Source organism: Actinoalloteichus caeruleus DSM 43889 (assembly GCF_000429185.2).
GTDB lineage: Bacteria > Actinomycetota > Actinomycetes > Mycobacteriales > Pseudonocardiaceae > Actinoalloteichus_B > Actinoalloteichus_B caeruleus.
Genome location: NZ_AUBJ02000001.1, coordinates 4593406 through 4614621, shown reverse-complemented (window position 1 = coordinate 4614621; position 21216 = coordinate 4593406). Strand labels below are relative to the sequence as shown.

Genomic DNA, 21216 nt, shown 5'->3' with positions numbered 1-21216 from the left:
TCCCGAGGAGGTCCACACCGGGTGACGGCCCCAGCGGGGCGGTCACCGGATCCGATGATCTCCTGCGCCGCCCCTCCCGCCCACCGCTCGGCCCCGGCGTGGACCCCCCGGGAACGGCGAGAACGCGCGCGGCCCGCAGGGGAGGACTCCCCTGCGGGCCGCGCGCGGTGCTCTGACGCGATCAGACCGTGGTGGTCGTCCCACCGACGGCGGTGATCTTCTCGATCGCGCTGCTGGAGAAGGCGTTGGCGGTGACGTCCAGCTTGACTCCGCCGAGGTCGCCGGTGCCCAGCACCTTCACCAACTGGTTCTTCCGGACGGCGCCGGCGGCGACGAGTTCGTCGATGCCCACCGTGCCACCCTCCGGGAAGAGGCGCCCCAGGTCCGAGACGTTGACGACCTGGTACTCCACCCGGAAACGGTTCTTGAAGCCCTTGAGCTTGGGCAGCCGCATGTGCAGCGGCATCTGCCCACCCTCGAAGGCCGCGGGCACGTTCTTCCGTGCCTTGGTGCCCTTGGTCCCACGACCCGCGGTCTTGCCCTTGGAACCCTCACCACGACCGACGCGGGTCTTGGCGGTCTTGGAACCGGGCGCGGGCCGCAGGTGGTGAATCTTGATGGTCATGACCTTCAGTTCACCTCCTCCACCGTCACCAGGTGGCGGACGGTGTTGATCAGACCGCGAACCTCGGGGTTGTCGTCGCGGACCACGGACTGGCGGATCTTCCGCAGCCCGAGCGTCCGCAGCGAGTCCCGCTGGTTCTGCTTGTTACCGATGGTGCTGCGCACCTGGGTCACCTTGAGCTGCGCCATGTCACACTCCCTGCCCGGCCCTGGCCCGCAGCATTCCGGCCGGCGCGACGTCCTCGAGCGGCAGGCCACGGCGAGCCGCGACCTCTTCCGGCCGCTGCAGGCCCTTCAGCGCGGCCACCGTCGCGTGCACGATGTTGATCGCGTTGTCGCTGCCGAGCGACTTGCTCAGCACGTCGTGGACACCGGCGCACTCCAGCACGGCACGCACCGGACCACCGGCGATGACACCGGTACCGGGGGCCGCCGGGCGCAGCAGCACGACACCGGCCGCCGCCTCGCCCTGGATGGGGTGCGTGATGGTGCCGGCGATCCTCGGGACGCGGAAGAAGCTCTTCTTGGCCTCCTCGACGCCCTTGGCGATCGCTGCCGGCACCTCCTTGGCCTTGCCGTAACCGACACCGACCATGCCGTCGCCGTCACCGACGATCACCAACGCGGTGAAGCTGAAACGCCGACCGCCCTTGACGACCTTGGCCACGCGGTTGATCGCGACCACGCGCTCAAGATGCGGGGTCTTCTCCTGGGCCGCCCCGCCGCGGCCACCGTCCCGGCGGTCGCGGCGCTCTCCGCGCTCCGACCCGCCGTCACGACGCGTGCGTCCTGGCATCAGACGACCCTCTCGTTCAACTCGATCCTGTCCATGGTTCTCAGAACTCCAACCCCGCCTCGCGCGCGGCGTCGGCCAGGGCCGCGATCCGGCCGTGGTACTCGTAGCCGCCCCGGTCGAACACGACGGTGCCGATGCCCGCGGTCTTCGCGCGGGCCGCCACCAGCTCGCCGACCTTGGCCGCCCTGGCCTTCTTGTCGCCGTCCAGCGCGCGGACGTCGCCCTCGAGGCTCGACGCGGACGCCAGCGTGTGGCCAGCCAGGTCGTCGATCACCTGGGCCACGATGTGCCGCGAGGAACGGTGCACGACAAGACGCGGCCGCTCCGCCGTACCGCTGATCTTCTTCCGAAGACGGAAGTGCCGGCGGGCCCTGGCCACCCGACGCGTGGTCGACACGTCCTTGCCGACGGGCTTGCGCTTGGCGGCGGTGGTTGCAGTGCTTTCGCTCATGATCACTTACCCGTCTTTCCGACCTTGCGGCGGATGACCTCGCCCGCGTACCGCACGCCCTTGCCCTTGTACGGGTCCGGCCGCCGCAGCTTGCGGATCTTGGCCGCGACCTCGCCCACGCGCTGCTTGTCGATGCCGTGGACGGAGAACTTGGTCGGGCTCTCCACCTGGAACGTCACACCCTCCGGGGGCGCGACCTTCACCGGGTGGCTGAAGCCGAGCGCGAACTCCAGTTCGGAGCCCTTGAGCGTCACGCGGTAACCGACGCCGTGGATCTCCAGCTTCTTCTCGTAGCCCTGGTTCACGCCGACGATCAGGTTGTTGACGAGAGTCCGCGACAACCCGTGCAGCGACCTGCTCTTCCGCTCGTCGTCGGGGCGGCTCACCAGCAGGGAGCCATCCTCGTCACGATCGATCGTGATGGGTTCCACCAGCGTGTGGCTGAGCGAACCCTTCGGGCCCTTCACCGTCACCGTGCGGCCGTCGATGGCGACATCGACACCCGAGGGAACGGTGATCGGCAGCTTCCCAATGCGCGACATGCCGTTACCCCCTTCCTCACCAGACGTAGGCGAGGACTTCCCCGCCCACGCCCTGCTTGGCCGCCTGCCGGTCGGTCATCAGACCGCCGGAGGTCGAGATGATCGCGATACCAAGACCACCGAGCACGCGCGGCAGCGTGGTGGACTTGGCGTACACCCGAAGGCCGGGCTTCGATACACGCCGCAGGCCCGCGATGCTCCGCTCGCGGTTCGGCCCGTACTTGAGCTCGACGACCAGGTTCTGGCTCTTCTCGCCGTCCTCGACACGGTGGCCGGAGACGTAACCCTCACGCTTGAGGATCTCGGCGATGTTGGCCTTCAGCTTGGAGTGCGGCAGCACGACCTCGTCGTGGTATGCCGAGCTGGCGTTACGCAGACGTGTCAGGAAGTCTGCGATCGGGTCGGTCATCGTCATGGTGACCTGGTCAACCTTTCTCGCCCTGGTTCCCCGTCGGGGCCTTGAGCGAACTAGTGGTCAGCGAACTGGCGGCGGGGCGCCGACTCCGGCGCCCGCGACCTCACCAGCTCGACTTGTGCACACCGGGCAGTTCGCCGCGGTGGGCCATCTCACGAAGGCACACCCTGCACAGGCCGAACTTGCGGTACACAGCGTGCGGACGCCCGCAGCGCTGGCAACGGGTGTAGGCCCGCACCGCGAACTTCGGCTTGCGCGACGCCTTCGCGATCAGCGCCTTCTTGGCCATCGGTTCTCCTCAACTTCGATGCTCACGTCGCGATGACGGACGGTCGGTTCAGCGTTCCTTGAACGGGAAGCCCAGCCGGCGCAGCAACGCCCGGCCTTCCTCGTCGTTGATCGCCGAGGTGACGACCGTGATGTCCATGCCCCGCGGACGATCGATCGAGTCGAGATCGATCTCGTGGAACATCGACTGCTCGCTCAGGCCGAACGTGTAGTTGCCCTTGCCGTCGAACTGCCGGTCCGACAGACCGCGGAAGTCGCGGATACGCGGCAGCGCGATCGTCAGCAGTCGGTCAAGGAACTCCCACATCCGGTCGCCGCGCAGGGTGACCCTGGCGCCGATCGGCATGCCCTCACGGAGCTTGAACTGTGCGATGGACTTGCGGGCCCGGCGGACCTCGGGCCGCTGGCCGGTGATGCTGGCGAGGTCGCGCACGGCGCCCTCGATCAGCTTGCCGTCCCTGGCCGCCTCGCCGATGCCCATGTTGACGACGACCTTGACCACACCGGGGATCTGGTGCGGGTTGCCGTAGTCGAACTGCTCGCGCAGGCCGGGGACGATCTCCTCGCGGTAGCGGACCTTCAGCCGGGGGACGATCTTCTCTGCGGTCGTCATGCTCAGATGTCCTTACCGTTCCTGCGGGAGATCCGCACCCGCCGACCGTCCTCGTCCTCGCGGTAACCCACGCGCGCCGGCTTGCCGTCGGAGTCGACCACCTGCACGTTGCTCACGTGGATGGCGGCCTCCTGCGTCACGATGCCGCCGGACTGCGCGCCACGCTGGGTACGGGAGATCTTGGTGTGCTTCTTGATCCGGTTCACGCCTTCGACCAGGACGCGCTGGGTGTGCGGGTAGGCCTGGATGACCTTGCCCTTCGCGCCCTTGTCCTTGCCGGCGATGACCACCACGGTGTCGCCCTTGTGCACCTTCATCAGAGCACCTCCGGCGCCAGCGAAATGATCTTCATGAACTTCTTGTCCCGGAGCTCCCGGCCGACCGGGCCGAAGATGCGGGTCCCACGCGGCTCGTTGTCGTTCCGGATGATGACCGCCGCGTTCTCGTCGAACCGGATGTAGGAACCGTCCGGACGGCGCTTCTCCTTGGCGGTGCGCACCACGACGGCCTTCACCACGTCGCCACGCTTGACGTTGGCGCCCGGGATGGCCTCCTTCACCGTGCCCACGATGATGTCGCCGATGCTCGCGTACCGCCGCCCGGACCCGCCGAGAACCCGGATGCACAGGATCTCCCTGGCGCCCGTGTTGTCGGCGACCCGAAGCCGCGACTCCTGCTGGATCACGTCTACTCCTGACCTGCTTCTTGTGCGCCGGATTTCCGACCCGACGCACGCGGTCTCCTCATGCGGAGGGCGGCCCGACCACCGTCGGGCCGCCACCCGTCCAGACCAAGGACACCACAGGTGCCCTCGAGCCTCTTACTTGGCCTTCTCCAGGACCTCGGCCAGCCGCCACCGCTTGGTGGCCGACAGCGGCCGGGTCTCCATCAGCAGCACGCGGTCGCCCACGCCCGCGGAGTTCTGCTCGTCGTGCGCCTTCACCTTGGTGGTGCGCCGCATGACCTTGCCGTAGAGCGCGTGCTTCTTGCGGTCCTCGAGCTGGACCACGATCGTCTTGTCCATCTTGTCGGACACGACGTATCCCTCGCGCACCTTGCGGCTGTTGCGCGCGTCGCCACCAGTGGTGTCAGTCACCGCGCCGTTCACGTCCTTCTCACTCATGCGGCACCCTCATCCGTGGCCTCGTCCTGCTCCGGCGACACCGAGAGGCCCAGCTCACGCTCACGCATCACCGTGTAGATCCTGGCGATGTCGTGCCGCACGACGCGCAGCCGACGGTTGTTCTCGAGCTGGCCGGTGGCCATCTGGAAACGGAGGTTGAACAGCTCCTCCTTGGCCTCCCGCAGACGCTGCACCAGATCGGTGTGGCTGAGCTCACGCAGCTCGGCCGCGCTCGTGGTAGCCGCTGCCATCAGAACTCACCACCCTCACGGGTCACGATCCGGCACTTCATCGGGAGCTTGTGGATCGCGCGGCGCAGGGCCTCACGAGCCACCGGCTCGTTCGGGTAGTTCATCTCGAACAGAACCCGACCGGGCTTCACGTTGGCCACCCAGTACTCCGGGGAACCCTTACCGGAACCCATCCGGGTCTCGGCGGGCTTCTTCGTCAGCGGACGGTCCGGGAAGATGTTGATCCAGACCTTGCCGCCACGGCGGATGTGCCGGGTGATGGCGATACGAGCGGACTCGATCTGCCGGTTGGTCACGTAGGCCGGCTCCAGCGCCTGGATGCCGAACTCACCGAAGGTGACCTGGTTCCCGCCCTTGGACATGCCACGGCGGACCGGGCGATGCTGCTTGCGGTACTTGACCTTGCGCGGGATGAGCATCTCTCAGCCCTCCGTCTTCTCGGCGGGCGCCTCAGCCGCCGCCGGGGTGGACTCGGCCGCGCCGGCACCAGCCGCCACGGCCTCCTTGGCCCGGCCACCCCGCTGCCCACCCTCGCCACGACGGCGGTTCGGGCGGTCGGAGCGGTCACGGCGCGGCGGGCGGGACTCGGTGTTGGCCTCGCGGGCCTTCAGCCCGCCGACCAGCTCACCTCGGTAGATCCACACCTTGACGCCGATGCGGCCGAAGGTCGTCTTCGCCTCGAAGAAGCCGTAGTCGATGTCCGCGCGCAGCGTGTGCAGCGGCACCCGACCCTCGAGGTAGAACTCGGAACGGGACATCTCGGCACCGCCGAGCCGGCCGCTCACCTTGACGCGGATGCCCTTGACCTGCGGCGAGCGCATCGCCGACTGGATCGCCTTGCGCATGGCACGCCGGAAGGCGACACGGTTGGACAGCTGCTCGGCGACCCCCTGGGCCACCAGCTGGGCGTCCGACTCGGGTCCCTTGACCTCGAGGACGTTGAGCTGGATCTGCTTCTTGGTGAGCTTCTCCAGCTCGGTCCTGATGCGGTCCGCCTCCGCGCCACGACGACCGATGACGATGCCCGGCCGCGCGGTGTGGATGTCGACGCGCACCCGGTCCCGGGTCCGCTCGATGTCCACCTTGGCGATACCGGCCCGCTCCATGCCCTTGGAGAGCATCCGGCGGATCTTCACGTCCTCGGCGACGTATTCGGAGTACTGCTTGTCGGCGTACCAGCGGGACTTCCAGTCAGTGGTGATCCCCAGCCGGAAGCCGTGCGGGTTGATCTTCTGACCCACTACCGGGCACTTCCCTTCGCGCTGGACTTGCGAGCACCCGCCGCGGCCTTCGGCCGCGACTCGAGCTCGACGGTGATGTGGCTGGTCCGCTTCCGGACTCGGTACGCCCGCCCCTGGGCGCGCGGCCGAATCCGCTTCAGCGTCGGCCCCTCATCCACGTAGATCGTCGAGATCCACAGCGTGTCCGGGTCAAGATCCAGGTTGTTCTGTGCGTTGGCGACCGCGCTCGCGACCACCTTCGCTACCGGCTCACTCGCCGCCTGCGGCGCGAACTGCAGCACGGCCAGAGCTTCCTGGGCGTTGCGGCCCCTCACGAGATCGACCACGCGGCGCACCTTCATCGGCGTCGCGCGGACGTAGCGGGCCCGCGCCACGGCGCGCGACGGCGTCTCCGCGTCTTCCGGCGCCGCGGCGTCCTTTCGGGCGTTCATCGCTGTTACCCCTTGCTCTTGGTTCATCCGTGTCACGGTTGGCGCCTCAGCGGCGGCGCGAACGGCGGTCTTCCTTGACGTGTCCCTTGAAGGTCCGGGTCGGGGCGAACTCGCCCAACTTGTGCCCGACCATCGACTCGGTGACGAACACCGGGACGTGCTTGCGGCCGTCGTGCACCGCGAAGGTGTGGCCCAACATGTCCGGGATGATCGTCGAGCGGCGGGACCAGGTCTTGATGACGGTCTTCTTGCCGGTCTCGTTCAGCGCGTCCACCTTCTTGAGCAGGTGGTCGTCAACGAACGGGCCCTTCTTCAGGCTGCGTGGCATCCTTCACTCCCTCCCTGCTCAGCGCTTCTTGCCGGTGCGCCGGCGGCGGACGATGAGCTTGTCACTCGGCTTGCGGCGGCGGGTCCGGCCCTCGGGCTTGCCGTTCGGGTTGACCGGGTGGCGACCACCGGAGGTCTTGCCCTCACCACCACCGTGCGGGTGGTCCACCGGGTTCATGACGACACCACGCACGGTGGGGCGCTTGCCCCGCCAGCGGTTGCGGCCCGCCTTGCCCCAGTTGATGTTGCTGTGCTCGGAGTTCCCGACCTCACCCACCGTGGCGCGGCAGCGCACGTCCACGTTGCGGATCTCCCCGGAGGGCATCCGCAGCTGGGCGTAGGGGCCGTCCTTCGCCACGAGCTGCACCCGCGAACCGGCGGAGCGGGCGATCTTCGCGCCACCGCCGGGGCGGAGCTCGATCGCGTGCACCACGGTGCCCGTCGGGATGTTGCGCAGCGGCAGGTTGTTGCCCGGCTTGATGTCGGCGCGAGCGCCGCTCTCGATCGGGTCACCCTGCTTGATCTTGTCCGGGGCGATGATGTAGCGCTTCTCGCCGTCGGCGTAGTGCAGCAGCGCGATCCGCGCGGTCCGGTTGGGGTCGTACTCGATGTGCGCGACCTTGGCCGGCACGCCGTCCTTGTCCGCCCTGCGGAAGTCGATCAGGCGGTAGGCGCGCTTGTGACCGCCACCCTTGTGCCGGGTGGTGATCTTGCCGTGCGCGTTGCGGCCGCCGCGGCCGTGCAGCGGGCGCACCAGCGACTTCTCCGGCTCCGACCGAGTGATCTCGGCGAAGTCGGACACGCTGGCGCCACGACGGCCCGGCGTCGTCGGCTTGTACTTGCGGATGCCCATGTCTCAGCAGTCCTCAGTCACTAGAGTCCGGTTCGACTATCCGGCCGCCTCACGCGGCCGGGCCGCCGAAGATCTCGATCGGCTTGCTGTCCGGGTGCAGGGTCACGATCGCCCGCTTGGTGTCCTTGCGCTTGCCGAACCCGGTGCGGGTGCGCTTGCGCTTGCCGTTGCGGTTGAGCGTGTTCACCGTGGTGACCTTCACACCGAAGACCTTCTCGACCGCGATCTTGATCTCGGTCTTGTTCGCGCTCGGCGACACCACGAAGGTGTACTTCTTCTCCTCGAGGAGCCCGTAGCTCTTCTCGGAGATCACCGGCGCGACCAGAATGTCGCGGGGGTCGGAAATCACTTCCCAGCCTCCTCTTCAGCCTCACCGACGCCGGACTCGGCCACCTCGGAGGACCTGGCGGTCGCCTTGACCGCCTTGCCACTGATGGGGCCGGCGAGGAAGGACGACAGCGCGTCCTTGGTGAACACCACGTCGTCGTTGACCAGCACGTCGTACGTGTTCAGCTGGTCCGGTGCGATCAGGTGCACGTTCGTCAGGTTGCGCAGGCTCTGCCAGCCGAGGACGTCCTCGCGGGTGAGGACGACCAGCACCCGGCGAGCGGAGGTGACGCCCTCCAGCACCTTGCGGGCGCTCTTGGTGGACGGGGCGTCGCCCGCCACCACGGCCGACACGACGTGGACCTGGCCGGCCCGCGCGCGGTCCGACAGCGCGCCGCGCAGGGCGGCGGCCTTCATCTTCTTGGGGGTCCGCTGGGAGTAGTCCCTCGGAACCGGGCCGTGCACCGTGCCACCGCCGACGAACTGCGGAGCCCGCACCGAACCCTGGCGGGCCCGACCGGTGCCCTTCTGGCGGTAGGGCTTGCGGCCACCACCGGCGACCTCGCCACGCGTCCTGGTGGAGTGGGTGCCCTGGCGCGCGGCGGCCTGCTGGGCCACCACGACCTGGTGCATCAACGCCACGTTCGCCTGGGCGTCGAACACCTCGGCGGGCAGCTCGACCGAGCCGTCGGTCCCGCCGGCCGGGGTCTTGATCTCAACAGAGCTCGCGCTCATCAGACGGCACCACCCTTCGCGGCGGTCTTGACCAGCACCAGTCCGCCCTTCGGGCCGGGAATGGCGCCCTTGATCAGAATCAGGCCGGCGTCCACGTCGGTGCGGTGCACCTTGAGGTTCTGGGTGGTCACCCGGACGTTGCCCATCCGGCCGGCCATCCGCACACCCTTGAACACGCGGCCCGGGGTGGCACAGCCACCGATCGAGCCGGGCGAGCGGTGCTTGCGCTGGGTACCGTGGCTCGCGCCGAGGCCAGCGAAGCCGTGCCGCTTCATCACACCCGCGGTGCCCTTGCCCTTGCTGGTGCCGACGACGTCCACCAGGACGCCGGAGTCGAACACCTCGGCCGTCACCTCCTGGCCGACCTCGTAGCCACCGGCGTCGGCCGTCCGCAGCTCCACCAGGTGGCGGCGCGGGGTCACCCCGGCCGCGGTGAACTGACCGGCGCGCGGCTTGGTCACCCTGCGCGGGTCCACCGCGCCGAAGCCGAGCTGCACGGCCGAGTAGCCGTCCTTCTCCGGGGTCCGGATCTGCGTGACCACGTTCGGGTCGGCCTTCACGACCGTCACCGGCACGATCCGGTTGTTCTCATCGAAGACCTGGGTCATACCGAGCTTGGTACCCAGGATCCCCTTGATCTGCCTGTCAGACATGGGTCTCGTTCATCTCCGCCGCTTGGAATCCGTCGCGCCCGAAATCACTGAATGTTGACGTCGACGCTGGCCGGCAGGTCGATACGCATGAGCGCATCCACCGTCTTCGGCGACGGGTCGAGGATGTCGATCAGACGCTTGTGCGTACGCATCTCGAAGTGCTCGCGAGAGTCCTTGTACTTGTGCGGCGAGCGAATGACGCAGTACACGTTCTTCTCGGTGGGCAGCGGCACCGGTCCGACGACCCGAGCGCCGGTGCGCGTCACAGTCTCGACGATCTTGCGCGCGGACGCGTCGATCGCCTCGTGGTCGTAGGCCTTGAGCCGGATGCGGATCTTCTGTCCCGCCATGATGGCTTGCCGTTCCTCTAGTCTCGTGCCGCTATGTGACTAACGCTGCGAGTGTGCCGCGTTGCTCCCCGACCTGGTCCCGACTCATGACAGCGCCCCCACCTCGGAGGAAACACGGCCAGTCATCACGGTCACCGGTCCACGCGGTCGGGCGTGTCGCGCCCGATGCTCACAGACCTGCCCGTCGGCTCTGGTCGTTGGGATCCATCGCCACCGCCATCCTCCGCACAGCGAAGAACTCCCGGCGGCGATCCGTAATCGACCCAAGCTCCCATCTGGCTCGGGACGCCGGCTCTCGCCCTCAGGGCGAGCAACCCATACAGGATGCCACACCACGGTGTGGCCACCCAAATCGGGGGGAGGCGCGCTCCTGACGGAGCGCGCCTCCTCAACGACTCACTCGACGATCTTGGTGACCTGGCCGGCACCGACGGTGCGGCCACCCTCACGGATCGCCAGCCGCAGACCCTCGTCCATGGCCACGGGCTGGATCAGCTCGACGGAGATGCTGGTGCTGTCACCGGGCATCACCATCTCGGTGCCCTCGGGGAGGGTCACCACGCCGGTCACGTCCGTGGTCCGGAAGTAGAACTGCGGGCGGTAGTTGTTGAAGAACGGCGTGTGGCGGCCACCCTCGTCCTTGGACAGGATGTAGACCTGCGCCTCGAACTTCTTGTGCGGCGTGGTCGTGCCGGGCTTGACCACGACCTGGCCCCGCTCGACCTCCTCGCGCTTCACACCGCGGAGCAGCAGGGCGGCGTTGTCGCCGGCCTGGCCCTGGTCGAGGAACTTCTTGAACATCTCGATGCTGGTGACGGTGGTCTTGAAGGACTTCTCCTTGATGCCGACCACCTCCACCTCCTCGTTCAGGTTGATCTGGCCGCGCTCGATACGACCGGTGACAACCGTTCCACGACCGGTGATGGTGAAGACGTCCTCGATGGGCATCAGGAACGGCTTCTCGACCTCACGCACCGGGTCCGGCACGTTCTCGTCGACGGCCTCCATCAGCTCCAGGAGCTTGGCGCCCCACTCGGCGTCGCCCTCCAGCGCCTTCAGCGCGGAGACGCGCACGACCGGGACGTCGTCGCCGGGGAACTCCTGCGAGGAGAGCAGCTCGCGGACCTCGAGCTCGACGAGCTCCAGGATCTCCTCGTCGTCCACCATGTCGGACTTGTTCAGCGCGACGAGGATGTAGGGCACACCCACCTGACGGGCCAGCAGCACGTGCTCACGGGTCTGCGGCATCGGGCCGTCGGTCGCCGCGACCACCAGGATCGCGCCGTCCATCTGGGCGGCACCGGTGATCATGTTCTTGATGTAGTCGGCGTGACCGGGGGCGTCGACGTGCGCGTAGTGACGCTTCTCGGTCTGGTACTCGACGTGCGCGATGTTGATCGTGATACCGCGCTGCTTCTCCTCCGGCGCCTTGTCGATCTCGTCGAACGGCGTGAAGGGGTTCAGCTCCGGGTACTTGTCGTGCAGAACCTTGGTGATCGCCGCGGTCAGGGTGGTCTTGCCGTGGTCGACGTGACCAATGGTTCCGATGTTGACGTGCGGCTTGTCCCGCTCGAACTTGGCCTTCGCCACTGGTTTGTCCTCCTGGACTTCTTCTTGCTTCCCGCCGTTCGACCTGTGGTCAGTGCCAGGCGGTTTCGATCGGTCGCCGCCCGGGTTGAGCGGCCCGTGGTGCGATGGCCCGCCACCGCCGTGCGACGGTGGCGAACCTCCGCTCAGGTGGGCTGGATCACTCGCCCGTCGCCTTCGCGATGATCTCCTTCGCGACGTTCTGCGGAACCTCGGCGTAGGAGTCGAACTGCATCGAGTAGTTGGCGCGACCCTGGGTCTTCGACCGCAGGTCACCCACGTACCCGAACATCTCCGACAGCGGGACGAGCGCCTTGACGACGCGAGTGCCACTGCGCTCTTCCATGGACTGGATCTGCCCACGGCGGGAGTTCAGGTCACCGATGACGTCACCCATGTAGTCCTCGGGCGTCGTCACCTCCACCGCCATCATCGGCTCGAGGAGGGCGGGGCTCGCGGAGCGGGCCGCCTCCTTCAACGCCATCGAGCCGGCCACCTTGAACGCCATCTCCGACGAGTCGACCTCGTGGTAGGCGCCGTCGAGCAGCGTGAGCTTCACACCCACCAGCGGGTACCCGGCCAGGACGCCGTACTGCATCGCGTCCTGCGCGCCCTGGTCGACCGAGGGGATGTACTCCTTCGGGACCCGGCCACCGGTCACCTTGTTCTCGAACTCGTAGAGGGCACCCTCGGTGCTCTGCAGCGGCTCGAGCTTGATGATGACCCGCGCGAACTGACCGGAGCCACCGGTCTGCTTCTTGTGGGTGTACTCGTACTTCTCGATGGTCTTCCGGATGGTCTCCCGGTAGGCCACCTGCGGCTTGCCGATGTTGGCCTCGACCTTGAAGTCGCTCTTCATCCGGTTGACCAGCACCTCGAGGTGGAGCTCGCCCATCCCCTTGATGATCGTCTGGCCGGTGTCCTCGTCGAGCTTGACCTGGAAGGTCGGGTCCTCCTCGGCGAGCTTCTGGATCGCCGTGGAGAGCTTCTCCTGGTCGCTCTTGGTCTTCGGCTCGATCGCGACCTCGATGACCGGAGCCGGGAACGTCATCGACTCCAGGACCACCGGGGCCTGCGGGTCGGCCAGCGTGTCACCGGTGGTGGTCTCCTTGAGACCGATCACCGCGTAGATGTGGCCCGCCCTGGCCTCGTCGACCGGGTTCTCCTTGTTGGAGTGCATCTGGAAGAGCTTCCCGATGCGCTCCTTGCGCTCCTTGGTGGCGTTGACCACCTGGGTGCCGCTGGCCAACTTGCCGGAGTAGACCCGGACGTAGGTCAGCTTGCCGAAGAACGGGTGCACGGCGATCTTGAACGCCAGCGCGGAGAAGGGCTCGTCCACGCTCGCCTTGCGCTCGACGTGCGTCTCGCCGTCCTGGAGCGTCCCGTGCACCGCGGGGACGTCCAGCGGCGAGGGCAGGTAGTCGATGACCGCGTCGAGCATGGGCTGGACGCCCTTGTTCTTGAACGCGGACCCGCACAGCACCGGGTACGCCTCACGGGCGCAGGTGATCTTCCGGATACCGGCCTTGATCTGCTCGACCGTCAGCTCCTCGCCACCGAGGTAGGCGTCCATCAGGTCGTCGTCGGTCTCGGCGACCGCGTCGAGCAGCTTCTCCCGGTACTCGGCCACCGTGTCGGCGAGCTCCGCCGGGATCTCCTCGACGGTGTAGTCCTCGCCCTTCTGGACGTCGCCGCGCCAGGTCAGGGCGCGCATCTCCACCAGGTCGATAACACCGGCGAAGTCGCTCTCCGCGCCGATCGGCAGCTGGATCACCAGCGGCTTGGCCCCGAGGCGGTCCTCGATGGTGCGGACGGTGAAGTAGAAGTCCGCGCCGAGCTTGTCCATCTTGTTGACGAAGCAGACGCGCGGAACCTCGTACTTGTCCGCCTGCCGCCAGACCTGCTCGGACTGGGGCTCGACACCTTCCTTGCCGTCGAAGACGGCGACGGCGCCGTCGAGCACCCGCAGGGACCGCTCGACCTCGACGGTGAAGTCCACGTGGCCAGGCGTGTCGATGATGTTGATCTGGTTGTCGCCCCAGAAGCAGGTGGTCGCGGCGGAGGTGATGGTGATGCCGCGCTTCTGCTCCTCCTCCATCCAGTCCATCGTCGCCGCGCCGTCGTGCACCTCGCCGATCTTGTAGTTGATCCCGGTGTAGTACAGGATCCGCTCGGTCGTGGTGGTCTTGCCGGCGTCGATGTGGGCCATGATGCCGATGTTCCGGACCTTGGCCAGGTCAGTCAGCACTTCGCGTGCCACGAGACTCTTCCCCGTTCTTGATCAGCTGGTCCTAGCTGTCTGTGGGGTGGTCGAAGACCCGACGCGGGTACGCGTCGAGCTACTCCAATCACCAGCGGTAATGCGCGAACGCCTTGTTGGACTCCGCCATCTTGTGGGTGTCCTCGCGCCGCTTGACGCTCGCACCCAGGCCGTTGCTGGCGTCCAGCAGCTCGTTCATCAGCCGCTCGACCATCGTCTTCTCCCGGCGCTGCCGGGCGAAGGACACCAGCCAACGCAGCGCCAGCGTGGTGGAACGACCAGCGCGCACCTCCACCGGCACCTGGTAGGTGGCGCCACCGACCCGGCGGCTGCGCACCTCCAGGGTGGGCTTCACGTTGTCCAGGGCACGCTTGAGCGTGACGACCGGGTCGGTGCCGGTCTTCTCCCGAGTGCCCTCCAGGGCCTCGTAGACGATCTTCTCAGCCAGCGAGCGCTTGCCGTCCCTGAGCACCTTGTTGATGAGCTGCGTCACCAGAGGTGAGGCGTAGACGGGATCGGAGATCAGCGGCCGCTTCGGGGCCGGACCCTTGCGGGGCATCTTTAGCTCTTCTCCTTCTTCGCGCCGTACCGGCTGCGGGCCTGCTTGCGGTTCTTGACGCCCTGGGTGTCGAGGGAACCGCGGATGATCTTGTAGCGCACGCCGGGGAGGTCCTTCACACGGCCACCGCGAACGAGCACCATCGAGTGCTCCTGGAGGTTGTGGCCCTCACCGGGGATGTAGGCCGTGACCTCGATGCCGCTCGTGAGCCTCACACGGGCCACCTTGCGCAGCGCCGAGTTCGGCTTCTTGGGGGTGGTGGTGTAGACGCGGGTGCATACGCCGCGCCGCTGCGGGCTCCCCTTGAGCGCCGCGGTCTTGGTCTTCGCGACCTTGTCCTCACGGCCCTTGCGGACCAGCTGCTGGATCGTGGGCATGGACCGGCTACTTCTTCCGTTCGCGGCCCTAGGTGCTCACTGTTGCGTGTTTGAGCACGTCAGGCGGTATGTATGGCTCTGTGTAGTTCGCCCTCCCCCGTAACCCGAGGTCGGGCGTGTCGCCCTCTTCTCGGTCCCGTGGCGTGAAGCTTCCCCTGCGGGATGTCGGGAGGAGTTCCGCTGCGCAGTGACGACCACGGTGTCAAAACCGCCGCTCACAGGCACACGGACCGACCCAATGCGCATTGGGCCCGAGTAGCAAAGATACCTGTTGCCCGAACGCGGGGTCAAAACGGGTACCACATACCACCTGGTTCGCACCGGGTCGGGACTCTGCCGACCAGCGTACCGGCGGGGAGCGGGCCCGTAACCCCCGGATCCTGCCGGAACCCTGTCGTACGCCACGTGAGTTCCACCACCCCCGCGTCCCGACCCGCCGACCACCCCGGAACGGCACGGCCAGGCCGAGACCCGTTCACCGCCCCGGTGGGGACCGTTCAGATCCAGCCGTGGTCCCGGGCCCGCTCGGCGGCCTGCCACCGCGTCCCCACCCCCAGCTTCGCCATCGCCGACGAGAGGTAGTTGCGCACGGTCCCCGGCGAGAGGTGCACGACGCGGGCGATCGCCCGCGCGGTGACCCCGTCCCCCACCTCCGCGAGGACCTGGCGTTCGCGATCCGTGAGCGGGTTCTCCCGCACGGACAACGCGTCAGCGGCCACGTCCGGATCGACGTACCGCCCACCGGCGTGGACCCGGCGGACCACATCGGCCAACAGCGCCGCCGGCGACGTCTTCGGCACGAAGCCGCGCGCTCCGTTGGCCAGCGCCCGGCGCAGCACTCCCGCCCTGGCATGCCGCGTGAGCACCACGCACCGCGTCCCGGGGGCCGACCGGGCCACCTCCAGCGCCAGCCGTGGCCCGTCGAGCCCGGGCATCTCCACGTCCACGAGTGCGACATCGGGGCGGAGACGGCGAACCGCCGCCAGCGCGGACATCCCGTCGGCCGCCTGCCCCACCACGACGAGGTCATCCTCCAGGTCGAGCAGGGCCGCCACCGCTCCCCTGGTCAACGCTTCGTCGTCGGCGAGCAGGACGCGGATCACTCCGTCACCTCCCGGACCGACGCCGAGGACGGGACGCTCGCGGCCAGCTCGAACACGCCGTCCTCCCGTACGCCGGCGGACAGCCGCCCACCGAGCTCACCGAGCCGCCGCCCCAGGCCCTCCAGACCGCCCCCGGACGACGTCTCCCCCGCCGTGGCCCGGACACCGTCGTTGCGGACGACCAGCTCGACCCGTCCGTCCCGCTCCCGCACGGTGATCCCGCACCAGGTCGCGTCGGAGTGCCGGAGCAGGTTCGTCGTCGCCTCCCGCAGCACCCGGCCGAGGATCACCGAGGCCGGGGTCCCGGGCTCGGGAACCGCCGGGAAGCCGACGGTCGTCCCCTGGATCCCGGCCGATTCGACCAGGTGCGTCACGGCCACGATCTCGGCGGCCAACTCCGTCCGGCGGCGCTCCCTGGCCACCTCCCGAACCTCCCGCAGCGCGGCCCTCGCCAGCCGGTGCGTCTCCGCGACCTCGGCGTCGGCCCGCTCCGGATCCACCTCCCGGAGGCGCAACGCCAGCTCGCTCTTGAGCGCGACCACCTCCAGGCTGTGGCCCAGGATGTCGTGCAGGTCCTCCGCCAACCGCATCCGTTCCCGGTGCCCCGCCATCTCGACGGCGGCTCGCTGGGCGTTGTCGAGCTCCGTGGCCGACCGCCACGACTCCAACACGCGGAAGTCGGAGTAGACGACCAGCGGCACCACCAGGAGCCCGAACACCACGGGCACCGCGAGCGACCGCCAGGACGCCGTGGCGTCGACGAACACCAACGTGACCACGACGACGCCGAGGCACACCAGCCCCGTCACCGCGGCGGTGATGACGGTCAGGTGGCGGCGAGAACGTCCCACGCCGATGTCGGCCACGGCGACGCCCGGCACTCCGAGCCAGAGCAGCCCGGCGCTGGCTCCCCAGGCACCCTCCGCGAAGTCCTGCCCGACCGACATGGTGAACGCGCCCCCGACGACGCCGAGCCCCACCGCGACCGCGAGCGACGGACCGGACAACCCGACCGGCACCCGAGCCGTCGGGGAGCGGAGCGCGCGGCGCACGCAGGCCGCGTGGAGGGCCGCGAAGGACGCGGCTCCGAACAGCAGGACCTGTTGGGCGCCGTCCGGTACCGGCTGGAGGACGACCAGGACGACCAGGACGCTGCCCCACCCCATCGCGGAGCTCAACACCGCGTTCCGGGAACGACGGCGCAGCAAGTCGAGCGGCTGGCCTGCGGTCACCCCGGCACCGTAACCGCCGGGGAGCGCCGGCGTGCCGATTCGCCGCCGGGGATGACAGGTGTCACCACCCGGCCCGGAAAGCGCCACGGGGGCGCGCCGTGTGTGGCGCGCCCCCGTGGGTCCCTGCCTTGCCGATTCCGGTGACGAACCGCTCAGCGGTAGTCGCGACCGAAGTCGTAGTCGTCCAGCGGCACCGCGGCACCGGTGCCGGTCCCGAACACGTCCGGCGTGTAGTAGCCGTCGTCGTAGGACGGGATGGCGTACGCCGCCGCCCGTGCCTCCTCCGTCGGCTGCACCTGGATGTTCCGGTAACGGTTGATGCCCGTACCGGCCGGGATCAGCTTTCCGATGATCACGTTCTCCTTCAGGCCGACCAGCTTGTCGCTCTTGCCGTTGATCGCGGCGTCGGTGAGCACCCTGGTCGTCTCCTGGAAGGACGCCGCCGACAGCCACGACTCGGTGGCCAGCGACGCCTTGGTGATCCCCATCAGGACCGGCCGGCCGGAGGCGGGCTCGCCGCCCTCGGCCACGACCCGCCGGTTGGCGGCCTCGAACTCGCTCCGCTCGGCCCAGGACGCCGGCAGGAACTCCGTCGACCCCGAGTCGATGATGGTCACCCGGCGCAGCATCTGGCGGACGATCACCTCGATGTGCTTGTCGTGGATGGCCACGCTCTGCGTCCGGTACACCCGCTGCACCTCGCGCACCAGGTGGAGCTGCGCCTCACGCGGCCCCATGATGCGGAGCACCTCGTGCGGGTCGACGGCCCCCTCCAGCAGCTGCTGGCCGACGGTGACGTGGTCCCCGTCCTGCAACGGCCGCTCGGTGCCGTCCCGCTGGATCGTCGCCAGCCACTGCCGCCGCGACAGCTTGTCGTGGACGATCTCCTCGCTGCCGTCGTCCGGGATGATCGTGATCTTCCGGAACCGCTCGCCCTCCTCGATCTGGACCCGGCCGTCGACCTCGGAGATCGGGGCCTTGCCCTTCGGGATGCGGGCTTCGAACAGCTCGGTCACACGCGGCAGACCGGTGGTGATGTCATCACCGGCCACACCACCCTGGTGGAAGGTACGCATCGTCAGCTGCGTGCCCGGCTCACCGATCGACTGGGCGGCGACGATGCCGACCGCCTCACCGACGTCGACGAGCTTGCCCGTCGCCATCGAACGGCCGTAGCACGTGGCGCAGACCCCGATCGCGGATTCACAGGTGAGCACGCTGCGGACCTTCACCCGGGTCACGCCCGCGCTGGTGAGTGCGTCGATCGCGGTGTCACCGAGATCCGCGCCCCTGGCCAGCAGCAGCCCGCCGTCGGCGTCGGTGACGTCCTCCGCCGAACTGCGCGAGTACACGCTCGTCTCGACGTAGTTGTCCCGTAGCAGGGTCCCGTCCTGGCTCCGGGCCGCGATCGGCATGAAGATGCCGCGCTCCGTGCCGCAGTCGATCTCCCGCACGATCACGTCCTGCGAGACGTCGACGAGACGACGGGTCAGGTACCCGGAGTCGGCGGTCCGCAGCGCGGTGTCCGCCAGACCCTTCCTGGCACCGTGCGTGGAGATGAAGTACTCCAGCACCGACAGGCCCTCACGGAAGTTGGACTTGATCGGCCGAGGGATGTACTCACCCTTGGTGTTGGACACGACCCCACGCATGCCGGCGAGCTGCACGACCTGCGTCATGTTCCCGGCGGCGCCGGACTTCACGATCGTCGGGATCGGGTTGTTCTCGGGGAAGTTCCGCTCCATCTCCTCGGCGACCTCGTCCTTGGCCTGCTGCCAGACCTTCACGAGCTCGCTGTTCCGCTCGGCGTGCGAGAGCGCGCCACGCTGGTAGCGCTTCTCGATCCGGTCGGCCTCGCGCTCGTACTTGTCGAGGATCTCCTGCTTGTTGGCGGGAACGACCACGTCGGAGATCGCCAGCGTCACACCGGAACGGGTGGCCCAGTAGAAGCCGGCGTCCTTCAGCTTGTCCAGCGTCTGCGCCACGGTGACCATCGGGTACCGCTCGGCCAGGTCGTTCACGATCGTGGCCTGCCGCTTCTTGGGCAGCACCTCGTCGATGAACGGGTAGTCGGCCGGGAGCAGGTCGTTGAACAGGACCCGACCCAGGGTGGTGTGGGCCAGCCACGGCTGGCCGGGCTCCCAGCCCTCCGGCTCGGCGCCCCGCGCCGGGACCTGGTCGAGCAACCGGATCCTGACCTTCGCGTGCAGGGACAGCGCCTTGCGGTCGAAGGCCATGATGGCCTCGGCCGGCGAGGAGAAGGCCTGGCCCTCTCCCACGGCGCCCTCCTGCAGCTTCGTCAGGTGGAACAGACCGGTCACCATGTCCAGCCGGGGCATCGCCAGCGGCCGGCCCGAGGCCGGCGACAGGATGTTGTTGCTGGACAGCATGAGGATCCGGGCCTCGGCCTGCGCCTCGGCCGACAGCGGCAGGTGCACCGCCATCTGGTCACCGTCGAAGTCGGCGTTGAACGCCTCACACACGAGCGGGTGCAGCTGGATCGCCTTGCCCTCGACCAGCTGCGGCTCGAAGGCCTGGATGCCCAACCGGTGCAGGGTCGGCGCCCGGTTCAGCAGGACCGGGTGCTCGGTGATGACCTCTTCCAGGACGTCCCACACCTGGCTGCGGGAACGCTCCACCATCCGCTTCGCGGACTTGATGTTCTGCGCGTGGTTGAGGTCCACCAGCCGCTTCATCACGAACGGCTTGAACAGCTCCAGCGCCATCTTCTTGGGGAGCCCGCACTGGTGCAGCTTGAGCTGCGGGCCGACCACGATGACCGACCGGCCGGAGTAGTCGACGCGCTTCCCGAGGAGGTTCTGCCGGAACCGGCCCTGCTTGCCCTTCAGCAGGTCGGACAGCGACTTCAGCGGCCGGTTGCCCGGCCCTGTCACCGGACGCCCGCGACGGCCGTTGTCGAACAGCGCGTCGACGGCCTCCTGCAACATCCGCTTCTCGTTGTTGACGATGATCTCGGGCGCACCGAGGTCGATCAACCTCTTGAGGCGGTTGTTCCGGTTGATGACCCGGCGGTAGAGGTCGTTCAGGTCGGAGGTGGCGAACCGACCACCGTCGAGCTGGACCATCGGGCGCAGGTCCGGCGGGATCACCGGGGTGCAGTCCAGCACCATGCCCTGCGGGCTGTTGCCCGTCGCCTGGAAGGCGGCGACGACCTTCAGCCGCTTGAGGGCACGCAGCTTCTTCTGCCCCTTGCCGCTGCGGATGGTCTCGCGCAGGTTCTCGGCCTCGCCCTTGATGTCGAAGTTGCCGAGCAGGGTCTGGATGGCCTCCGCGCCCATGCCGCCGGTGAAGTAGTCGCCGTACCGGTCGTAGAGCTCCCGGTACAGCAGCTCGTCGGCGATGAGCTGCTTGGGCTCCAGCTTGGTGAAGGTCTCCCAGATCTCGTCCAGGCGGTCCAGCTCACGCTGCGCGCGGTCCCGGAGCTGGCGCATCTCGCGCTCGCCGCCCTCCTTGACCTTGCGCCGGACGTCGCTCTTGGCTCCCTCCGCCTCGAGCTCGGCCAGGTCGGTCTCGAGCTTCTGGGCCCGAGCCTCGATGTCGGAGTCGCGCTTCTCCTCGACCCGCTTGCGCTCCACGCTGAACTCGTTCTCCAGCGTGGACAGGTCGTTGTGGCGCAGCTCGGTGTTCACCGAGGTGATGACGTAGGCGGCGAAGTAGATGATCTTCTCGAGATCCTTCGGCGCCAGGTCGAGCAGGTACCCGAGCCGGCTGGGCACACCCTTGAAGTACCAGATGTGCGTCACCGGGGCCGCGAGCTCGATGTGGCCCATCCGCTCACGCCGGACCTTGGCGCGGGTGACCTCCACGCCACAGCGCTCGCAGATGATGCCCTTGAACCGGACCCGCTTGTACTTGCCGCAGTAGCACTCCCAGTCCCGGGTCGGGCCGAAGATCTTCTCGCAGAAGAGGCCGTCCTTCTCGGGCTTGAGCGTGCGGTAGTTGATGGTCTCCGGCTTCTTGACCTCGCCGAAGGACCACTGGCGGATGTCGTCAGCGGTGGCCAGGCCAATACGAAGCTCGTCGAAGAAGTTGACGTCCAGCACGTCGGTTCTTCTCC

28 protein-coding genes are annotated in these 21216 nt (G+C 68.2%); all 28 read right to left on the bottom strand.

Features of this window, described 5'->3' with window-relative positions; translation table 11 throughout:
• Window positions 1-181 precede the first annotated feature (181 nt).
• Entirely contained in the window at window positions 182-625 is a 444-nt protein-coding gene (rplO, locus tag G443_RS18580; protein WP_026419516.1) for a 50S ribosomal protein L15, read from the bottom strand.
• A gap of 5 nt (window positions 626-630) precedes the next feature.
• Window positions 631-813 carry a 50S ribosomal protein L30 gene (rpmD, locus tag G443_RS18575; RefSeq protein WP_016698505.1) on the bottom strand — a complete coding sequence of 61 codons (183 nt, stop codon included), beginning with the start codon at window positions 811-813 and terminating at the stop codon, window positions 631-633.
• Between the two features lies 1 nt (window position 814).
• Window positions 815-1420: a 30S ribosomal protein S5 gene (gene rpsE / locus G443_RS18570; protein ID WP_016698504.1), complete on the bottom strand. Its 606-nt coding sequence runs from the start codon at window positions 1418-1420 to the stop codon at window positions 815-817.
• Window positions 1421-1460: 40 nt separating this feature from the next.
• Entirely contained in the window at window positions 1461-1877 is a 417-nt protein-coding gene (gene rplR / locus G443_RS18565; RefSeq protein WP_016698503.1) for a 50S ribosomal protein L18, read from the bottom strand.
• On the bottom strand, window positions 1874-2413 hold the full coding sequence (gene rplF, locus G443_RS18560; RefSeq protein ID WP_026419518.1) for a 50S ribosomal protein L6: 540 nt from the start codon (window positions 2411-2413) through the stop codon (window positions 1874-1876). Before rplF ends, rplR begins: the two co-directional genes overlap by 4 nt.
• A 16-nt stretch (window positions 2414-2429) precedes the next feature.
• Window positions 2430-2828 carry a 30S ribosomal protein S8 gene (gene rpsH / locus G443_RS18555; protein WP_026419519.1) on the bottom strand — a complete coding sequence of 133 codons (399 nt, stop codon included), beginning with the start codon at window positions 2826-2828 and terminating at the stop codon, window positions 2430-2432.
• A 103-nt stretch (window positions 2829-2931) separates the two neighbouring features.
• Window positions 2932-3117: a type Z 30S ribosomal protein S14 gene (locus tag G443_RS18550; RefSeq protein WP_016698500.1), complete on the bottom strand. Its 186-nt coding sequence runs from the start codon at window positions 3115-3117 to the stop codon at window positions 2932-2934.
• 48 nt (window positions 3118-3165) lie between these two features.
• Window positions 3166-3729 (bottom strand): 50S ribosomal protein L5, encoded by a 564-nt coding sequence (gene rplE, locus G443_RS18545; protein ID WP_016698499.1) that lies wholly within the window; start codon window positions 3727-3729, stop codon window positions 3166-3168.
• A 2-nt stretch (window positions 3730-3731) separates the two neighbouring features.
• Complete coding sequence (rplX, locus tag G443_RS18540; protein WP_026419520.1) at window positions 3732-4046, bottom strand: 50S ribosomal protein L24; 315 nt, start codon at window positions 4044-4046, stop codon at window positions 3732-3734.
• Window positions 4046-4414, bottom strand: coding sequence for a 50S ribosomal protein L14 (gene rplN / locus G443_RS18535; RefSeq protein ID WP_016698497.1), 369 nt, complete (start codon window positions 4412-4414; stop codon window positions 4046-4048). The genes rplX and rplN overlap by 1 nt, the downstream gene beginning before the upstream one ends.
• A gap of 135 nt (window positions 4415-4549) precedes the next feature.
• Complete coding sequence (rpsQ, locus tag G443_RS18530; protein ID WP_026419521.1) at window positions 4550-4852, bottom strand: 30S ribosomal protein S17; 303 nt, start codon at window positions 4850-4852, stop codon at window positions 4550-4552.
• A complete protein-coding gene (gene rpmC / locus G443_RS18525) occupies window positions 4849-5103 on the bottom strand; it encodes a 50S ribosomal protein L29 (protein ID WP_016698495.1) in 255 nt (84 codons plus the stop codon). The genes rpsQ and rpmC overlap by 4 nt, the downstream gene beginning before the upstream one ends.
• Window positions 5103-5522 (bottom strand): 50S ribosomal protein L16, encoded by a 420-nt coding sequence (rplP, locus tag G443_RS18520; protein ID WP_016698494.1) that lies wholly within the window; start codon window positions 5520-5522, stop codon window positions 5103-5105. Before rplP ends, rpmC begins: the two co-directional genes overlap by 1 nt.
• 3 nt (window positions 5523-5525) lie before the next feature.
• Window positions 5526-6344, bottom strand: coding sequence for a 30S ribosomal protein S3 (gene rpsC, locus G443_RS18515; protein ID WP_026419522.1), 819 nt, complete (start codon window positions 6342-6344; stop codon window positions 5526-5528).
• On the bottom strand, window positions 6344-6775 hold the full coding sequence (gene rplV, locus G443_RS18510) for a 50S ribosomal protein L22 (protein WP_016698492.1): 432 nt from the start codon (window positions 6773-6775) through the stop codon (window positions 6344-6346). Before rplV ends, rpsC begins: the two co-directional genes overlap by 1 nt.
• A gap of 46 nt (window positions 6776-6821) precedes the next feature.
• Window positions 6822-7103 carry a 30S ribosomal protein S19 gene (gene rpsS / locus G443_RS18505; protein WP_016698491.1) on the bottom strand — a complete coding sequence of 94 codons (282 nt, stop codon included), beginning with the start codon at window positions 7101-7103 and terminating at the stop codon, window positions 6822-6824.
• 18 nt (window positions 7104-7121) lie between these two features.
• Window positions 7122-7955: a 50S ribosomal protein L2 gene (gene rplB, locus G443_RS18500; RefSeq protein WP_016698490.1), complete on the bottom strand. Its 834-nt coding sequence runs from the start codon at window positions 7953-7955 to the stop codon at window positions 7122-7124.
• Between the two features lie 49 nt (window positions 7956-8004).
• Window positions 8005-8304, bottom strand: a complete 300-nt coding sequence (gene rplW / locus G443_RS18495) for a 50S ribosomal protein L23 (RefSeq protein ID WP_026419524.1) — start codon at window positions 8302-8304, stop codon at window positions 8005-8007.
• Window positions 8301-9017: a 50S ribosomal protein L4 gene (gene rplD, locus G443_RS18490; protein ID WP_026419525.1), complete on the bottom strand. Its 717-nt coding sequence runs from the start codon at window positions 9015-9017 to the stop codon at window positions 8301-8303. The genes rplW and rplD overlap by 4 nt, the downstream gene beginning before the upstream one ends.
• Entirely contained in the window at window positions 9017-9670 is a 654-nt protein-coding gene (gene rplC / locus G443_RS18485; protein WP_026419526.1) for a 50S ribosomal protein L3, read from the bottom strand. The genes rplD and rplC overlap by 1 nt, the downstream gene beginning before the upstream one ends.
• 44 nt (window positions 9671-9714) lie before the next feature.
• Window positions 9715-10020, bottom strand: a complete 306-nt coding sequence (rpsJ, locus tag G443_RS18480) for a 30S ribosomal protein S10 (RefSeq protein WP_016698486.1) — start codon at window positions 10018-10020, stop codon at window positions 9715-9717.
• Window positions 10021-10416: 396 nt separating this feature from the next.
• Window positions 10417-11610: an elongation factor Tu gene (gene tuf / locus G443_RS18475; protein WP_016698485.1), complete on the bottom strand. Its 1194-nt coding sequence runs from the start codon at window positions 11608-11610 to the stop codon at window positions 10417-10419.
• Window positions 11611-11767: 157 nt separating this feature from the next.
• Window positions 11768-13867 carry an elongation factor G gene (gene fusA, locus G443_RS18470; RefSeq protein ID WP_026419527.1) on the bottom strand — a complete coding sequence of 700 codons (2100 nt, stop codon included), beginning with the start codon at window positions 13865-13867 and terminating at the stop codon, window positions 11768-11770.
• A gap of 88 nt (window positions 13868-13955) precedes the next feature.
• Window positions 13956-14426: a 30S ribosomal protein S7 gene (rpsG, locus tag G443_RS18465; protein WP_016698049.1), complete on the bottom strand. Its 471-nt coding sequence runs from the start codon at window positions 14424-14426 to the stop codon at window positions 13956-13958.
• A 2-nt stretch (window positions 14427-14428) separates the two neighbouring features.
• A complete protein-coding gene (rpsL, locus tag G443_RS18460; RefSeq protein ID WP_016698050.1) occupies window positions 14429-14803 on the bottom strand; it encodes a 30S ribosomal protein S12 in 375 nt (124 codons plus the stop codon).
• A 497-nt stretch (window positions 14804-15300) separates the two neighbouring features.
• Window positions 15301-15906, bottom strand: a complete 606-nt coding sequence (locus G443_RS18455; RefSeq protein ID WP_026419528.1) for a response regulator transcription factor — start codon at window positions 15904-15906, stop codon at window positions 15301-15303.
• Window positions 15903-17138 (bottom strand): sensor histidine kinase, encoded by a 1236-nt coding sequence (locus G443_RS25560; RefSeq protein WP_051314137.1) that lies wholly within the window; start codon window positions 17136-17138, stop codon window positions 15903-15905. The genes G443_RS18455 and G443_RS25560 overlap by 4 nt, the downstream gene beginning before the upstream one ends.
• Before the next feature lie 152 nt (window positions 17139-17290).
• Window positions 17291-21202, bottom strand: coding sequence for a DNA-directed RNA polymerase subunit beta' (locus G443_RS18445; protein WP_026419529.1), 3912 nt, complete (start codon window positions 21200-21202; stop codon window positions 17291-17293).
• Between the last annotated feature and the right edge of the window lie 14 nt (window positions 21203-21216).

Bases quoted from the DNA above. Each gene is read 5' to 3' on its own strand.
- rpsE (WP_016698504.1), bottom strand. From the start codon at position 1,420: ATGCCAGGACGCACGCGTCGTGACGGCGGGTCGGAGCGCGGAGAGCGC.
- rplX (WP_026419520.1), bottom strand. From the start codon at position 4,046: ATGAAGGTGCACAAGGGCGACACCGTGGTGGTCATCGCCGGCAAGGAC.
- rpsG (WP_016698049.1), bottom strand. From the start codon at position 14,426: ATGCCCCGCAAGGGTCCGGCCCCGAAGCGGCCGCTGATCTCCGATCCC.
- rpsH (WP_026419519.1), bottom strand. From the start codon at position 2,828: ATGACGATGACCGACCCGATCGCAGACTTCCTGACACGTCTGCGTAAC.
- rpsJ (WP_016698486.1), bottom strand. From the start codon at position 10,020: ATGGCGGGACAGAAGATCCGCATCCGGCTCAAGGCCTACGACCACGAG.
- rplC (WP_026419526.1), bottom strand. From the start codon at position 9,670: ATGTCTGACAGGCAGATCAAGGGGATCCTGGGTACCAAGCTCGGTATG.
- rpmC (WP_016698495.1), bottom strand. From the start codon at position 5,103: ATGGCAGCGGCTACCACGAGCGCGGCCGAGCTGCGTGAGCTCAGCCAC.
- rpmD (WP_016698505.1), bottom strand. From the start codon at position 813: ATGGCGCAGCTCAAGGTGACCCAGGTGCGCAGCACCATCGGTAACAAG.
- rplV (WP_016698492.1), bottom strand. From the start codon at position 6,775: ATGAACGCCCGAAAGGACGCCGCGGCGCCGGAAGACGCGGAGACGCCG.
- rplO (WP_026419516.1), bottom strand. From the start codon at position 625: ATGACCATCAAGATTCACCACCTGCGGCCCGCGCCCGGTTCCAAGACC.
- rpsS (WP_016698491.1), bottom strand. From the start codon at position 7,103: ATGCCACGCAGCCTGAAGAAGGGCCCGTTCGTTGACGACCACCTGCTC.
- rplF (WP_026419518.1), bottom strand. From the start codon at position 2,413: ATGTCGCGCATTGGGAAGCTGCCGATCACCGTTCCCTCGGGTGTCGAT.
- rpsL (WP_016698050.1), bottom strand. From the start codon at position 14,803: ATGCCCACGATCCAGCAGCTGGTCCGCAAGGGCCGTGAGGACAAGGTC.
- G443_RS18550 (WP_016698500.1), bottom strand. From the start codon at position 3,117: ATGGCCAAGAAGGCGCTGATCGCGAAGGCGTCGCGCAAGCCGAAGTTC.
- rplB (WP_016698490.1), bottom strand. From the start codon at position 7,955: ATGGGCATCCGCAAGTACAAGCCGACGACGCCGGGCCGTCGTGGCGCC.
- rpsQ (WP_026419521.1), bottom strand. From the start codon at position 4,852: ATGAGTGAGAAGGACGTGAACGGCGCGGTGACTGACACCACTGGTGGC.
- rplP (WP_016698494.1), bottom strand. From the start codon at position 5,522: ATGCTCATCCCGCGCAAGGTCAAGTACCGCAAGCAGCATCGCCCGGTC.
- rplE (WP_016698499.1), bottom strand. From the start codon at position 3,729: ATGACGACCGCAGAGAAGATCGTCCCCCGGCTGAAGGTCCGCTACCGC.
- rplD (WP_026419525.1), bottom strand. From the start codon at position 9,017: ATGAGCGCGAGCTCTGTTGAGATCAAGACCCCGGCCGGCGGGACCGAC.